Here is a 15,176-nt window from a genome sequence, read left to right as displayed (position 1 = left end):
GCGAATATGAGAGGCTATTTGCTTTATTTTTATTTTAAATAAAAATAAGCCAAATAACATAGACACTATTTGGCTTGTAATAGAAAATTACAAAGTAGGATAACAGATATTAATTATTGCTAGGTCAATTAACCATTAGGTTTTAATAATGAATGTGACATAGTAATAAGCTTTTCTACGGTGAAACCAAAATGCTCAAATAATTCATTTGCAGGGGCTGACTCCCCAAAGCTATTCATTCCCATAACTAATCCATCAATTCCTACATATTTACGCCAGTAATCACTAATACTGGCTTCGATAGCAATACGATGGCGAATGTGATTTGGTAACACGCGCTGCTGGTACTCTAAAGGTTGTTGGTCAAAGGTATCTGTTGATGGCATCGAAATGATATTCACATGAAAACCTTGTTCAGTCAGTTGCTTCCATGCTTCAACCGCTAATGTGATTTCAGAGCCAGTGGCAATTAAGAGTAATTCAGGGGTTTCACTACTACTGCGCAAAATATATCCACCACGTGCGATATTGGCGAGCTGTTCCGGTGTTCGCGAATGCTGTACTAGGTTTTGACGGGATAACACAAGTGCTGTTGGGTTTTGTTGATGAATGATAGCCTGCTTCCAAGCCACGGCGGTTTCTACTTGGCAACAAGGGCGCCATACTGACAAATTAGGTGTTGCACGTAGTGACACAAGTTGCTCAACAGGTTGATGTGTTGGGCCATCTTCACCTAAGCCAATTGAATCATGGGTATAAATAAGCACTTGCGGTAATTTCATTAATGAGGCCATTCTCACGGCATTTTGTGCATATTCCGAGAACATCAAAAAGGTTGCCGTGTAAGGGCGGAAACCGCCGTGTAATGCAATCCCATTTGCGATGGCGGTCATACCGAATTCTCTGACACCATAATGAATATAGTTGCCAGCAGGTTGTTTATTAATCGGCAGTGAACCAGACCAATAGGTAAGGTTGCTTGGGGCTAAGTCTGCGGAACCCCCGATTAACTCAGGTAAAATAGGGCCAATAATATTTAAGGTATTTTGTGATGCTTTACGTGTAGCTATCGTTGCAGGGTTATCATTTAATTTTTGAATAAAATTATCAATGATATCTGTAAATTTTTCAGGGAGTTGATTAGATAATCGTTGAGTTAGCTGCTCAGCGAGTTCTGGGTATTGTTTTGTGTATTCTCGTAATGCTTGTTCCCAACGTAATTGTTGCTCAGCACCACGTTCTAGGGCATTCCAAGGTTCATATATGTCATCAGGGATCACAAAAGGAGGGTACTCCCAACCGAGTTGTTGGCGAGTCAGCGCTATTTCGTCTTGCCCTAATGGAGCACCATGAGAATCGGCTGTCCCGGCTTTATTGGGAGACCCATAACCAATAGTGGTTCTGCAAATAATGAGGGTTGGTTTCGAGGTTTGTTGGCGAGCTTGTTCAATGGCCGCTTTGATTGCAGGCCGAGAATGTCCATCGACTTGGCGAATAACATGCCAGCCATAGGCTTCAAAACGCTTTGCGGTATTATCGGTAAACCAGCCTTCCACATTTCCATCAATAGAAATGCGGTTGTCATCATAAAACGCAATGAGTTTATTGAGTTTTAATGTTCCTGCTAATGAACACACTTCATGGGAGATCCCTTCCATTAAACAGCCATCACCTAAAAATGTATAGGTATAGTGGTCAACAACGGGGAACCCCGAGCGATTAAACGTAGCCGCTAGGGTTTTTTCTGCGATTGCCATACCAACCGCATTGGCAATGCCTTGCCCCAGCGGGCCAGTCGTGGTTTCAACACCGGGTGTATAACCTAATTCGGGGTGACCCGGTGTTTTGGAATGGAGTTGTCGGAACTGTTTTAAATCATCAATGGATAACTCATAGCCTGTTAAATGAAGCAAACTATAGAGCAGCATTGAGGCATGTCCGTTTGACAATACAAAGCGGTCACGGTTGGGCCAATGCGGGTCCGCGGGGTTGTGCTGTAAATAATCTCGCCAAAGAACTTCAGCAATATCAGCCATTCCCATTGGGGCTCCGGGGTGGCCTGAATTAGCTTGTTGTACGGCATCTATTGAAAGAAATCGAATGGCATTGGCTAATTTATTTTGTGGTTGAGTGGACATTACAAAGCTCCCAAAGTAAAAGCGCCTAAAGTAAAACTAACGTTCCCCATTTTCATACTCACTGATTCGAGCCACTTTCGGCGCTGACCGTCCCCCTTCATAATGGGAAGCCAGCCATGTGTCGACAATGGTTTTAGCCAGTTCAGGGCCAATCACTCGTGCCCCAAAGGTAATAATTTGCGCGTCATTACTTTTCTGAGCTCGCTCAGCGGAGTATGTGTCATGGCACAGTGCTGCACGGATCCCTGTAACTTTATTGGCAACAATGGACATACCAATTCCGGTACCACAAATTAGAATACCGCGCTGGTGCTTACCTTGTACGATTGCAGTTGCAACCGCATGGGCAACATCAGGATACATTTCATCTGCAACCCCTGTATTTAAGCAGTAATCAGTCACTTCAATGTTTAATGCTGCTAAGTGAGCCTTAATCAAATCTTTCATTTCAAATGCAGCGTCATCTGCGCCAATAGCAATAGATAGCATGATAGAGATCCTTATCGTTGAACAAAAGTTCATTAGTCAATCAAATGTACTACTTAGAAAATAGGATCTTATGAACAAATAATCAATAGGCGAACATATGTTTTTATTTTTGTGATGATGAATTCTGTGATCTACAGCTTCAAATTTAATTTTTTTTGCCAAAAATGTAAAAAATAGGCGTTTCAAGACGATTTCATGAGAATTTTTGCACTGAATCACACTTTGACACTCTCACTATGGGCAAGGAGGAAGAAAAGAGGGTATGGTTAATTTGTATCTTCATTGAACTTATGTTCATTTTACAAACCGCCGAGGATAGAACTATGTGTGAACACTGTGATTCAAAAGCAACGATGATCGCAGGCATTCCAGAAAAAATGAAAGCCGTGGTTGCTTATGCACCAAAAGACTACCGTTTAGAAACTGTCGATGTCCCTAAAATTAGTGAAGAAGAAATTTTGGTTCGCGTAGAAGCTTGTGGTATCTGCGCGGGTGATGTGAAGGCTTTTGAAGGTGCCCCTAGTTTTTGGGGTGATGCAGAACAGCCCGCTTATATCAAAGCGCCAATGATCCCAGGGCATGAATTTATTGGCCATGTTGTAGGCTTTGGCTCAAAAGTTGAAGGTTTTGCATTAGGTGACCGTGTTATTTCTGAGCAAATCGTACCTTGTTGGGAATGCCGCTTTTGTAAACGCGGTGAATACTGGATGTGTGAAAAACATGACTTGTATGGCTTCCAAAACAATGTGAATGGCGGTATGGCGCAATATATGAAGTTCACCAAAGAAGCCATCAACTACCATGTGCCTGTTGAGATGCCAATTGAAGACGCTATTTTAATTGAACCTTACGCCTGTTCTTTACATGCGGTGCAGCGTGCCAATGTCAAATTGGGTGATGTCGTCGTGCTTTCGGGGGCGGGAACATTAGGCCTAGGCATGATTGGAGCAATTAAAAAATCCGGTGCAGGCAAGTTAGTCGTTCTGGATTTATTTGATAAACGTCTTGAATTAGCAAAAGAATTTGGTGCTGATATCGTATTAAACCCTAAACGTGATGATGTCGACAAAATTGTCAAAGAGATGACTGAAGGTTATGGCTGTGACATTTACATTGAAGCGACTGGGGCCCCTAAATCGGTAGAGCAAGGTCTTAAGATGATCCGTAAATTAGGTACTTTTGTTGAGTTTTCTGTATTTAAAGACCCTGTGACCGTGGATTGGAGCATTATCAGTGACCGCAAAGAACTGGATTTATTAGGTTCTCACCTTGGCCCATATTGCTACCCGTTAGTGATTGAAGGCATTGGTAATGGTGATTTCCCAACTAAAGGGGTGGTGACGGATATCTTACCTTTAGATAAATTTGCGGAAGGTTTTTCGATGATGGCGAAAGGTGACCCGCACATTAAAGTGGTTCTCGACCCAAACCTGTAGTGCTGTAGTGGGTTGAAAAAAATACGAAATTAAAAATATAACGATAAAAATTGGACCTGAATAAATGTCACCCTACCAAGGCTTGTTATTCAGGTCCTAACCCAGCGAACAAGCACTGAGGTCAACAATATGATAATCAATAAACTGTCTAAAGTAACGGGGTTTTCACCAAAGTTACTACTTGGCTATTTTGGCGTCCTGATCTTTATGATGGGGGAAGGGCTTGAACAAGGCTGGTTGTCGCCTTTTATTATTAGCCGTGGAATGAGTATTGAAGAGTCTTCATTACTGTTTAGTGTGTATGGTTTTTTTGCTGCTGTCGCCGCGTGGTTATCCGGTGTGTTGGCTGAAATTTATACTGCTCGTCGTGTGATGATTTTTGGTTTTGTGATGTTTGTGATTGGCTCGGTTATTTTCTTATCTGTTGGTTTACCGAGTAACAGCCTGTCTATCATGATCCCAACCTATGCGTTGCGTGGTTTTGGTTATCCAATGTTTGCCTACGGCTTCTTAGTTTGGGTGGCCTATGAGGCGCCAATTAAAAAATTGGGCTCTGCTGTCGGGATCTTCTGGTTTGTTTATAGTGGCGGACTCGGTGTTTTAGGGGTGATGTATTCGAGTTATGCGCTGCCAATTTTAGGTGAAATGGCAACGTTATGGAGTGGACTAATTTTTGTCACTATCGGGGCATTTATTGCTATCGCGCTTAACCGCAACAAAGCGGGAGATACACCGGACTCACCGAAAGAAAAAGTTTCACTTAGCTATGTGTTTAAAGGGATCACGATTGCGTTTGAAAACCCAAAAATTGGTTTAGGTGGCATTGTTCGTACTATTAATACCTCTGCAGCGTATGGTTTTGTGATCTTCATGCCAATGTTTCTTGCCGACTTTGGTTTTTCCCGCACAGAATGGTTACATATCTACGCAGCACTTTGGACAGTAAACATCGCTTTTAACCTGATCTTTGGTGTTGTCAGTGACCGTATCGGTTGGCGCAATATTGTGATTTGGTTTGGTTGTGTCGGCTGTATGGTTTGTACCTTAATGTTTTATTACGTGCCTTATTATTTTGGGCACAATTATACCCTGATGATGATAGCCGCTGGCTTATTTGGTGCATGCCTCGCTGGATACGTACCACTTTCAGCCATCATGCCGAGTTTAGCGCCTGAAAATAAAGGTGCAGCAATGTCAGTCCTTAATTTAGGGGCAGGGTTAAGTACTTTTGTCGGTCCTGCATTAGTTGGGCTCTTTATTAGTAGTGTAGGTGCTTTTGGCGTGATTTGGATTTTCTCGGGGCTCTATTTATTTAGTGCGATATTGATGAAATTTATTACTGTGCCGGCGGAATTACTTGAAAAGTCGGCAGAGATGCAGCTAACACCAGAAAATAAGTAAATGAGGGAATTATGAACAGAATCATTAATGAACCTGATCTTGTTGTTGAAGATGCCATTCAAGGCTATTTGAAAGCGCACCCTGAATATTTTGCGCAGACTGATAATGCACGCGTATTAAAATACCCAAAAGCACCAATACAAGGGAAAGTGGGCATTGTTACTGGTGGTGGCTCCGGCCATGAACCTGCATTTTTAGGCTATGTGGGCGAAAACATGTTAGATGCGGTGGCAATTGGTGAAATTTTCTCCTCGCCAACCGCTGGGGCATTTTTAGATGCGTTCAAAGCCGCAGACAGTGGGGCGGGCGTTGCTTGTTTATATGGTAATTATGCAGGCGATAACATGAACGTCAAAATGGCGATGAAAAAAGCTGAAAAAGCGGGTATGAAAGTTAAAACCGTGGTTGCTACCGATGACGTCGCTTCAGCCCCTGCGAGCGAGAAAGAAAAGCGCCGTGGTGTCGCGGGTGAAATACTCATGTGGAAAGTGGGTTCTGCCGCAGCAAGTAAAGGCTATGATTTAGACGGCGTGATTAATGCGGCACAAAAAGCGATTAATAACTGCCATTCTATTGGTGTTGGGCTAACGTCTTGTACCATCCCAGCGGTGGGTCATCCAAATTTTCATATTGAAGACGGGATGATGGAGCTCGGTATTGGCCACCATGGTGAGCCAGGCATTGAAATCATGCCAATCCAGTCTGCAGCGCAAATGGCACAAACTATGTTAACGCCAATCTTAGATGATATGCAGGCAAAACAAGGTGATGAAGTCGTCGTATTGGTTTCAGGATTAGGTGCCACACCCGTAATGGAATTGTATATCTATTATGCAGAGGTTGAAAAACAACTCAGCGAAAAAGGCGTGCGTATTGTTCGTAACTATGTTGGTAACTACTTTACCTCATTAGAAATGATGGGAGTAACACTGACATTAATGAAAGTGGATGATGAATTGAAAACATTGATGGATGTTCCTGCGTATTCATTGGGTTTAACACAGGTCAAATAAGGAGACAACTATGCAAGTTATTTCAACGGGCAACGGTAAGGAAATTACCCTTGATTTAGTGAACATTATTGTTTCTAACCGTGAATATCTAAGCGAAATTGATGGTGCAATAGGGGATGGAGACCATGGCATCAATATGGCGAAAGGCTTCAATTTATGTGCGAAAGCAATTGCAGACCGTGAATTATCACTCAGTGAAGGCTTTGAAGAGATTTCTGATGCCTTGATGGAAGGTATTGGCGGTTCAATGGGGCCACTTTATGGCAGTTTCTTTATGGGAATGTCAGACAGCATTTCAGGGAAAAATGAGTTATCGCAACAAGATTTTCTTGCTATGTTGAAAAATGGGCTATCCGAACTGCAAGACATCAGTAGTGCAACAGTGGGTGACAAGTGCCTAATGGATACATTGATCCCTGCGGTTAATGCCTTTGAAGAGGCAACAAAAGCAGGAAAAAACTTTAAACAAGCGCTTGATGTGATGCAGGCCGCTGCAGTTGCAGGTCGTGATTCCACGGTAGATTTAGTGGCTAAAATTGGCCGTGCAAGCCGCCTTGGTGAGCGTTCAAGAGGCGTATTAGATGCAGGCGCGACTTCTTGTTGCTTATTATTATGCCAATTAGCGCAAAGTGTTGAAAAACAGAGCGCATTAACCAATGCATAATTGTTTTATATAACTCTTTTCGTGGATATATAGTCAAAAACCATTGCTATATATCCATTCTCTTTTATAACTCACTTATTAATTGCCACTAGAAACGCTATACTAAAACCTTATCATCCTTGTTGCGATTAACACCAATAAAGAGGAAACCACTATCTTATGGATAGATCACAAACATCTTCCGAAATCGAGCTACTGACTGAAATTGCGATAGCTTATTATCGCGATGAAATTACTCAGGAAGAGATCGCCAATAAGTTTGGTATATCGCGAATTAAGGTGGGGCGCTTACTTAAGCGAGCAAAAGAAGAAGGTATTGTTGAGATCAATGTTCGCTATCATCCTATTTTTAGCACTCAGCTAGAGCAACAGCTACTTTCTCGTTTTCCGATTTCCCGTGCGTTGATTGCCCTCGACCATCCCGATGAAGAAGAACAACGCTATCAAGTTGGCACACTTGTCGCTAATTATTTATCGACAACATTACGTGACAATATGATAGTCACCGTCGGTCAGGGGCGAAATGTCGCGGTGGTAGCCGATAGCGGCGGGGCCGTTCCTGAAAAAGATTGCCGTTTTATTTGCGGAATCGGCGGAACACACCGGCCTGGCGACTCTATCAATGCGGACCATATCAGCCGTCGCTTAGCGAAGAAATTTGGCGGAACCAGTGAAACCCTATACGCCCCTGCTTATGTTGAAAATAACGAATTAAAGCAATCTTTTATGAAAAATGGGACCATTAAGGAAACCTTAGATCGCGCCCGTAAAGCGGATATTGCCTTAATTGGTATTGGCGATATGAATGAAGATAGCTATATGGTCAAACTAGGCTGGTTTACACCGCGTGAAATTGTTGATGCGAGTTTGAATCAAGGGGTAATTGGTGATATCGCAGGTTATGATTTTTTCAATGCGCAAGGGCAACATGTTGATACCGTGATGAATGATCGCGTGATAGGCCTAAGTATAGACGAACTCAAGAAAATTCCTTGCGTAATAGCGATTGCCTCAGAGTCATCAAAAGCGATGGCGATTATGGGGGCCTTGCGTACGGGGGCGATTGATATTATTGCAACGAGTGCGAGTAATGTGCGGACGATTTTAAAGATGTCCCAATAGCTCGTCATACTTCAAGCCGTCGCGTTGTTGACTACGTTCATTCGCATTAGTCACATACTTGTGTATGCTCCTAATGACTCATTTACTTGTCGCCTAGCGACAACTTGAATTATTTAGAGCTATTATTTGTCATACTTCAAGCTGTAGCGTTGTTGACGATACTCACTTATTCGTTTTCTGCTTAGTTATGACCCCTAACTATTTAGGGTATCTATTATAAAATAGGTTTGCATCACCTAATTAGTTGCCTTATTATTTTTATGTAAACCTTTGGGAGATGGCATTCCTCCTTATATAAAACCGCCCGTAGAGGGCTGATGATGCCTACGTTAACCTTTTCATTTGATGGGGTACGTAGGTATTATGTGCCCTAATTTAGGGCATAAATGATCTATACTCGTCATACTTCAAGTTACATGGGTGTTGACTGCATTGCGCTAGCCGAATTACATACTTGTGTATGCTCATCGGACTATCTTCGTTTGTCGCCTTCATGTAACTCGAATTATTTAGAGTATAACTGGGAGACTTTCCTTTCATTTATCCCGCCAGACATTAAAGGAAGTTTCTATGTATGCCTCATTATTTGCAATTGCGATTGGTTCAGTGCTTGGCGGATGGCTAAGATGGTTTGTTAGCCTAAGACTCAATCACCTTTACCCAAATATTCCTCTAGGTACCGTTGCGGTCAATTTGGTTGGCGGCTTTGTCATTGGTTTTGCCATTTCGTACTTTGCCAATGCAAATATTAGCCCTGCCTATAAATTATTCATTGTGACTGGCTTCTGCGGCGCATTTACCACCTTTTCGACCTTTTCACTAGAAGTGTTGGTGCTAATCCAAGAAGGTAAATTGGGTTTCGCTATTAGCACCATTGCTATCCACGTAATTGGTGCCTTAATATTTACCTTGCTTGGTATGTTATGCCATCATTGGCTGACACAGGGATAATTTATTTATTCGCTAATAAATGATGCGCAGTGGCTTCATCGGTCACTAAACCTGTTACCCAACCGCCATTCATAATGGCTTGAATGGCTTTTGTTTTGTGCACACCACCCGCAAATGCGATCACAGGTTTATTTGGGGAAGGGAACAGTGGGACACTGGTGTGTGTGTCATCCAAAGCCGTAGAAAGTCGTTCACCGTTAGCTTGAATAAAATGCCCCAATAGTTCTGCGGCGACACCTTTTTCTAACAACATTTCCAATTGTGCATCCGTGACGAAACCTTCAGAATTGAGTGGGCATCCTTTGCCGACTTCGCCAATACCAATAAAGGTAATATCTGCATTCAGGGCTTTTTCCGTGACTTCCTTATACACGCGATGTTGGCACCACATTGCTTTATCTTCTGGGCTATCAGCATAAAGTGGTGCAGGTAGAATATAGTGTCGGCATTGTAATTTTTCTGCAAAACGTAATGGAATATCATAGCGTGTTGCTGAGCTATCACGGGCAATAGCACCTATTAATGAAACACATTGGTGCTGGGAGGTTTCTAGGTAAGGAAGGGCATCAATAATACTGCGTAATGTTCTGCCTGAACCGATACCAATAACTTGAGGTTTATCGGGTTCGATTAATTGCTCCATGAGCTCAGCACCTGCCACTGAAATCATGTCGAGTGTCGCTTCTGTATCTAGTTGCCCTGACGGGACAACAAAGCAATGTGTTAGGTGATACTTTTGCTGGATTTCATTAGCGAGTTTTAAACACTCCGTAATAGGGTGCGTGATTTGCACCTGAACCATACCTTGTTCTTTTGCTAGAGAAATAAGGCGTTGGGCGACTTGTCTCGATAGCCCAAGTTCATGTGCAATTTCCTGTTGTGTTTTGCCTGCCACAAAATATAGCCATGCCGCACGTGCAGCTTGTTCCATTTTTTTTAATTCTTTCTGCATGGACATTCTCCTGCTGGTTTCGCTTATTGTAATTCTGGGCAATTGTTTATTAAAAGGGCAAAAGTCAATACTGTGAGCATTATCGCAGTAATTGTGATCAGATTGAAACTAAAATATAACAAACGGGCATATGCCCAAGAAAATAGCAATTATTTAATTTTAGGGTAAGGAGTCACAATGTTAAAGCAGAAATCAGTGTGGATGCACATCGGTGCTGGGTCATTTCATCGTGCTCACCAAGCGTGGTATTTGCACCGCTTGTGTCAACAAGGGGATGATAGTTGGTCAATTGCCTTAGGGAATATTCGCAATGATGCGAATGCATTGCTTGATAACTTAACCAAGCAAAATGGGGAATATACCCTTGAAACAGTTTCACCTGAAGGTGAGCGTCATTATGAAAAAATTACTTCAGTGCGCAAAGTATTGCATTGGGATGAGAATTTAAGCCAGTTAGTGGAACAAGGTTGTGATAAAGCAACACGTGTTATTGCTTTTACAGTCACAGAAGCGGGCTATTATTTAACCCCACAGCATGAGTTAGATGCAGAACAGCCAGACATTAAAGCAGATTTAACGGGCAAAATGAGCACCATATATGGTGCATTAACACAAATTTTACGTGCACGTTTAGCGGCTCATGGTGAACCTGTGACCTTGTTAAATTGTGATAATTTGCGCCACAATGGCGAACGGTTTAGACACGGCTTTTTATCGTTTTTGCAATTAAAAGGCGAAACCGAGCTGTACCAATGGGTGAAAGAAAATACGCGTTCGCCGAATACCATGGTTGATAGGATCACGCCTCGTCCAACCCCAGATGTGGCTGAACGTGTAAAACAGCATACTGGTTGGGATGATAAAGCACCTGTTATGGGAGAGGCATTCATTCAGTGGGTGATTGAAGATGACTTTATTAATGGACGTCCTGCATTAGAAAATGTCGATGTAGAAATGGTTGAGTCCGTTTTACCTTGGGAAGAAGCGAAGATTCGTATTCTGAATGCAAGCCACAGTTGCATTGCTTGGGCAGGCACCTTAATCGGTTTGAGCTTTATTGATGAAAGCACCCGCCAATCTGCTATCAAACAAATGGCATGGAATTATGTGACACAAGATGTGATCCCGTCATTATCGCCGAGTCCTCTCGATTTAGAACAATACCGTGATGTGGTACTCGCGCGCTTTAGTAACCCGTATATTCAGGATACTAATCAACGTGTTGCTGCCGATGGTTTATCAAAAATTCCGGGTTTTATCACGCCAACTTTACAAGAATGCTATCAGCGCCAGCAGACTCCGGCGGCGACGGCTGTACTACCCGCTTTATTTTTCGTGTTTTTACAGCGTTGGACTCGTGGTGAATTACCTTATGAGTATCAGGATGGTGTGCTGGATGTCGAGCTATATCAAAAAATGATGAATAGCAGTGACGCATTGTCGCAATTTGTCTCAAGTGAAATGTTGTTCGGCTCACTCGCTCATTCTACTGAATTCCACGAATTGATGAGCAACACGGTTGAAAAAGTTGAAAATTGGCTCAAGTCACCTCAACAACCTCTGTAAGGAGAAAGGCGATGTACCTCGGAATTGACCTAGGCACTTCAGAACTTAAGGCCGTATTAATTAATGCTCAGGGCGAAATTGTTGCCTCAAGTCACATGGCATTAACAGTACAAAGGCCACATTCTCAGTGGGCAGAACAATCACCAGATAGTTGGTGGGAAGCCACTAACGCGGTTGCGGCTACCTTGCGCCAAAAAGCCCCAGAAGCATGGGCAGCGGTGAAAGCGATTGGTTTATCGGGCCAAATGCACGGCGCAGTATTATTAAACAGCGAACACCAAGTACTTCGTGACTGTATCTTATGGAATGACACCCGCAGTGCGAAGGAATGTGAATGGCTCATGGAAAATCACCCTGAGTTTCTAACGATTGGCGCTAATTTAGTGATGCCAGGTTTCACGGCGCCCAAGTTATTGTGGGTCGCACGCCATGAACCAGAAATATTCAAACAAGTTGCTAAGGTATTGCTTCCTAAAGATTATTTACGTTGGAAAATGACTGGTCAATTTACCAGTGATATGTCTGATGCATCGGGCACATTATGGCTAGATGTGGCTAAGCGTGATTGGTCTGATGAACTATTGGCTGCAACTAATTTAACTCGTGAACAAATGCCTTCTTTAGTTGAAGGCGCTGAAAAAAGCGGTGTGTTACGGGCGGATTTAGCTTCCCAATGGGGGCTTAGCGCCGATGTAATTATCGCTGGTGGAGGCGGTGATAATGCGGCTTCTGCTGTTGGTGTTGGTGCGGTTAATGACGGTGATGCTCTAATTTCTTTGGGCACCTCTGGCGTCATTTTTGTGGTTAATAATCAGCTACAAGCAGCACCACACCAAGGCGTCCATGCATTTGCTCATGCATTGCCAAATCGTTGGCACCAAATGAGTGTGATGTTAAGTGCTGCCAACTGTTTGCGTTGGCTTTGCCAGCTTCTTTCCACAACGGAAAACCAGCTAATGGATGAAGTGGGGCAATTGACCGATGACGAGAAGAAGCAAGCGCCAGTATTTTTGCCTTACCTATCAGGGGAAAGAACACCCCATAATGATCCTTACGCAATGGGCTCATTCTTTGCGTTAAGAAATGAAACAACGCGTGCTCAGCTTGGTTATGCGGTGATTGAAGGAGTGACCTTCGCTCTGGCGGATGGCATGCAGGTTTTAACGCAAACGGGAACACAAATTAGCCGGTGTAGCTTAACGGGGGGAGGAGCACGTAGTCCTGTTTGGGCGCAGCTTATTGCTGATGTTATCGATATACCGATTGTGACTCACCCGGCGAGTTCGTCGGGGGCTTTAGGTGCGGCTCGTTTGGCATGGCTGGCGGACGGCGGTAATACAGAAACCGTGTGCCAAAAACCAGAAGTGCTGAGTACCTATTTACCACAAAAACAGTGCCAAACTTGGTTAAATCAACGGCTTGATGTTTTCCGTTTATTATACCAACAGCAAAAACAAGCAAGGGAATTATTGCCGCAGTAGGCGAGTGTGGCGGTGTTTCCCTACATATCACCGCCACGGTTATCTCTTCGCGATTGATTAAAATAACAAAATTACAATGAGGAAACTGCAATGGAACAGAAGCAGTATTGGCTTGGTCTACCTAAGCATTTGTTCTGGGGTTTTATTGCCATCGCTATCTTTATGAGTGGTGATGGCTTTGAAATGGCTTTTTTATCAAAACATATTACTGATTTAGGGTTTACACCGGCGCAATCCGCGATGGTATTTACTGTCTATGGTTTAATGGCAGCCGTTGCGGCGTGGGCATCTGGTGTTGTGGCTGAAATTATCACCCCCCTAAAAGCCATGATGATCGGGTTTATTCTCTGGATTGTCATGCATGCCTTATTTATGGCATTTGGTCTCGGTATGAAAAGCTATACCTTGATGCTGTTATTCTATGGTATTCGTGGACTGGCTTATCCATTGTTTATTTATTCATTTATGATGATGCTGGTGCAAGTCATCCCTCGAGCACATCTTGCTGCGGCTACGGGTTGGTTCTGGGCGATGTACTCGGTAGGCATTGGTGTTATCGGCAGTTATCTGCCTAGTTTTTCAATCCCAATGATGGGTGAAACAGGAACATTATGGATGGCCATCGGTTGGGTCGCTATTGGTGGCGCAATTGCTTATTTTAGCCTACGTAACATTCCAGTTGATCGCTCTAAAGTTAATTTACCCATGAAAGATAAAATGGCTGAATTATCGCGGGCTGCCACCATTTTATTTACCAACAAAGACATCTTTATGGCAAGTTTAATCCGCATTATCAACACTATTTCGTTGTTTGGTTTTGCAATCATCATGCCATTACTCTTTGTTGACCGCTTAGGATTCACCATCTCTGAATGGTTACAGATTTGGGCTGTTTTCTTCTTTGTCACTATTTTTACGAATATTTTTTGGGGAATTGTTGGTGAACACATTGGTTGGGTTCGCCAAGTTAGATGGTTTGGTTGCCTAGGTATGGCAGTATCTAGCCTGATGTTCTATTACTTACCGGTTTATTTTGGCCATAATTTTGCGATTGCGTTAATACCTGCGATTTTATTGGGGATCTTTGTGGCGGCTTTCGTGCCGATGACAGCCGTTTTCCCAAGTATTGAACCTCACCATAAAGGTGCTGCCGTCTCAATTTATAACCTTTCAGCGGGGCTGAGTAATTTTGCTGCACCGGCAATAGCTAGTTTAGTATTACCTTTCTTTGATATTGTGGGCGTTGTTTGGGCATATACAGGTTTGTATATCTTTGCAGGAATACTGACATTCTTTATTAAAGTGCCACAACCTGGGTTTGAAAATAATCGCAAAATGAAACCAGCCAAGGTAGCGACTGAACAACAAACGAGTCATTAAATTATTTTATCTATTACTCATTACGCCCCGTAGGTAGTTAATTATCTATGGGGTTTTTCTTTATTTAAATAAACTTTATTGCCAAAACAAACTAAATTGGAGAGGAAGGTGTATCATCCTTTTCAACGGCAATATAAAGAGAAACGGTTTAAAAATAAAATAAAGTAGAATATTTTCTATAAATAGAAATATTGGTCATCTTTATAAGGCGATTTTTCGTCATATTGCGATAATTATTGAAAATACAGCCATGGACAATAGAATATAATTTCATAGATTAAAAAAATCAACTACAGTTGATTTGTTTATAAAAAATAACTTAAATGACATAAAATATTAACTTCTAAACCTGCATTTAGAGAATATTAAGGGGCTTGGCCCCTTTCAATGTTATATCTGACTATTTAGTTCACTGCATAGCTTTATTCCAAGCTGTTTAAATCCGGTTTAACTCTCTATACATCTGAATTTTCGGTGTTATGATGAATTTTGTTGCAATTTTGTATGTTTGCAGCGAAATACTCTCTATATTGGTGTTTTGTTGTACCAATTAAAATTTATAATTCAATCTTAATTAAAATTA

The 15,176-nt window shown here is 42.4% G+C and carries 12 protein-coding genes and 1 riboswitch; of the genes, 9 read left to right on the top strand and 3 right to left on the bottom strand.

All coding sequences use genetic code 11. The features are described 5' to 3' along the window. Window positions 1-128: 128 nt before the first annotated feature. Together tkt and rpiB are read right to left on the bottom strand one after the other, a co-directional pair. Window positions 129-2,138: a transketolase gene (tkt, locus tag M1F26_RS11440; RefSeq protein ID WP_140170652.1), complete on the bottom strand. Its 2,010-nt coding sequence runs from the start codon at window positions 2,136-2,138 to the stop codon at window positions 129-131. 36 nt (window positions 2,139-2,174) lie between these two features. Further along, the gene (gene rpiB, locus M1F26_RS11435; protein ID WP_102139242.1) at window positions 2,175-2,627 is read right to left on the bottom strand and encodes a ribose 5-phosphate isomerase B; all 453 of its coding nucleotides are present in this window, start codon (window positions 2,625-2,627) and stop codon (window positions 2,175-2,177) included. 323 nt (window positions 2,628-2,950) lie between these two features. Here rpiB and M1F26_RS11430 point away from each other — a divergent pair, with 323 nt between their 5' ends. The 6 genes from M1F26_RS11430 (at window position 2,951) to crcB (ending at window position 9,214) form a co-directional block, all read left to right on the top strand. Beyond that, window positions 2,951-4,063 carry an MDR/zinc-dependent alcohol dehydrogenase-like family protein gene (locus M1F26_RS11430; RefSeq protein WP_318837575.1) on the top strand — a complete coding sequence of 371 codons (1,113 nt, stop codon included), beginning with the start codon at window positions 2,951-2,953 and terminating at the stop codon, window positions 4,061-4,063. Between the two features lie 129 nt (window positions 4,064-4,192). After that, window positions 4,193-5,464 (top strand): MFS transporter, encoded by a 1,272-nt coding sequence (locus M1F26_RS11425; RefSeq protein ID WP_004263544.1) that lies wholly within the window; start codon window positions 4,193-4,195, stop codon window positions 5,462-5,464. An 11-nt stretch (window positions 5,465-5,475) separates the two neighbouring features. After that, window positions 5,476-6,477 carry a dihydroxyacetone kinase subunit DhaK gene (locus tag M1F26_RS11420; RefSeq protein WP_140170651.1) on the top strand — a complete coding sequence of 334 codons (1,002 nt, stop codon included), beginning with the start codon at window positions 5,476-5,478 and terminating at the stop codon, window positions 6,475-6,477. Between the two features lie 10 nt (window positions 6,478-6,487). Beyond that, window positions 6,488-7,141, top strand: a complete 654-nt coding sequence (dhaL, locus tag M1F26_RS11415; RefSeq protein ID WP_110591588.1) for a dihydroxyacetone kinase subunit DhaL — start codon at window positions 6,488-6,490, stop codon at window positions 7,139-7,141. 159 nt (window positions 7,142-7,300) lie between these two features. After that, window positions 7,301-8,263, top strand: coding sequence for a sugar-binding transcriptional regulator (locus M1F26_RS11410; protein ID WP_004910275.1), 963 nt, complete (start codon window positions 7,301-7,303; stop codon window positions 8,261-8,263). A gap of 264 nt (window positions 8,264-8,527) precedes the next feature. Further along, window positions 8,528-8,597: riboswitch (Fluoride riboswitch) on the top strand. A gap of 236 nt (window positions 8,598-8,833) precedes the next feature. Next, window positions 8,834-9,214 (top strand): fluoride efflux transporter CrcB, encoded by a 381-nt coding sequence (gene crcB, locus M1F26_RS11405; RefSeq protein WP_004263566.1) that lies wholly within the window; start codon window positions 8,834-8,836, stop codon window positions 9,212-9,214. Between the two features lies 1 nt (window position 9,215). On the opposite strand, the gene M1F26_RS11400 is transcribed toward crcB, so the two are convergent. After that, the gene (locus tag M1F26_RS11400; RefSeq protein WP_140170650.1) at window positions 9,216-10,166 is read right to left on the bottom strand and encodes a sugar-binding transcriptional regulator; all 951 of its coding nucleotides are present in this window, start codon (window positions 10,164-10,166) and stop codon (window positions 9,216-9,218) included. Window positions 10,167-10,343: 177 nt separating this feature from the next. Here M1F26_RS11400 and dalD point away from each other — a divergent pair, with 177 nt between their 5' ends. The 3 genes from dalD (at window position 10,344) to M1F26_RS11385 (ending at window position 14,593) form a co-directional block, all read left to right on the top strand. After that, complete coding sequence (gene dalD, locus M1F26_RS11395) at window positions 10,344-11,732, top strand: D-arabinitol 4-dehydrogenase (RefSeq protein ID WP_140170649.1); 1,389 nt, start codon at window positions 10,344-10,346, stop codon at window positions 11,730-11,732. 11 nt (window positions 11,733-11,743) lie between these two features. Further along, window positions 11,744-13,213 (top strand): xylulokinase, encoded by a 1,470-nt coding sequence (xylB, locus tag M1F26_RS11390; protein ID WP_140170648.1) that lies wholly within the window; start codon window positions 11,744-11,746, stop codon window positions 13,211-13,213. A 90-nt stretch (window positions 13,214-13,303) separates the two neighbouring features. Further along, window positions 13,304-14,593 (top strand): MFS transporter, encoded by a 1,290-nt coding sequence (locus tag M1F26_RS11385; RefSeq protein ID WP_140170647.1) that lies wholly within the window; start codon window positions 13,304-13,306, stop codon window positions 14,591-14,593. The last annotated feature ends 583 nt before the right edge of the window (window positions 14,594-15,176 follow it).

Source organism: Providencia sp. PROV048 (genome assembly GCF_033688165.1).
Lineage (GTDB): Bacteria > Pseudomonadota > Gammaproteobacteria > Enterobacterales > Enterobacteriaceae > Providencia > Providencia hangzhouensis.
Note: the sequence above shows the minus strand (reverse complement) of the source record. Positions and strands in the feature narration are given on the sequence as shown.

Coding starts and splice junctions, on each gene's coding strand:
- tkt (WP_140170652.1), bottom strand. CDS start 2,138: ATGTCCACTCAACCACAAAATAAATTAGCCAATGCCATTCGATTTCTT.
- M1F26_RS11385 (WP_140170647.1), top strand. CDS start 13,304: ATGGAACAGAAGCAGTATTGGCTTGGTCTACCTAAGCATTTGTTCTGG.
- dalD (WP_140170649.1), top strand. CDS start 10,344: ATGTTAAAGCAGAAATCAGTGTGGATGCACATCGGTGCTGGGTCATTT.
- M1F26_RS11400 (WP_140170650.1), bottom strand. CDS start 10,166: ATGCAGAAAGAATTAAAAAAAATGGAACAAGCTGCACGTGCGGCATGG.
- M1F26_RS11420 (WP_140170651.1), top strand. CDS start 5,476: ATGAACAGAATCATTAATGAACCTGATCTTGTTGTTGAAGATGCCATT.
- xylB (WP_140170648.1), top strand. CDS start 11,744: ATGTACCTCGGAATTGACCTAGGCACTTCAGAACTTAAGGCCGTATTA.
- crcB (WP_004263566.1), top strand. CDS start 8,834: ATGTATGCCTCATTATTTGCAATTGCGATTGGTTCAGTGCTTGGCGGA.
- rpiB (WP_102139242.1), bottom strand. CDS start 2,627: ATGCTATCTATTGCTATTGGCGCAGATGACGCTGCATTTGAAATGAAA.
- dhaL (WP_110591588.1), top strand. CDS start 6,488: ATGCAAGTTATTTCAACGGGCAACGGTAAGGAAATTACCCTTGATTTA.
- M1F26_RS11430 (WP_318837575.1), top strand. CDS start 2,951: ATGTGTGAACACTGTGATTCAAAAGCAACGATGATCGCAGGCATTCCA.
- M1F26_RS11425 (WP_004263544.1), top strand. CDS start 4,193: ATGATAATCAATAAACTGTCTAAAGTAACGGGGTTTTCACCAAAGTTA.
- M1F26_RS11410 (WP_004910275.1), top strand. CDS start 7,301: ATGGATAGATCACAAACATCTTCCGAAATCGAGCTACTGACTGAAATT.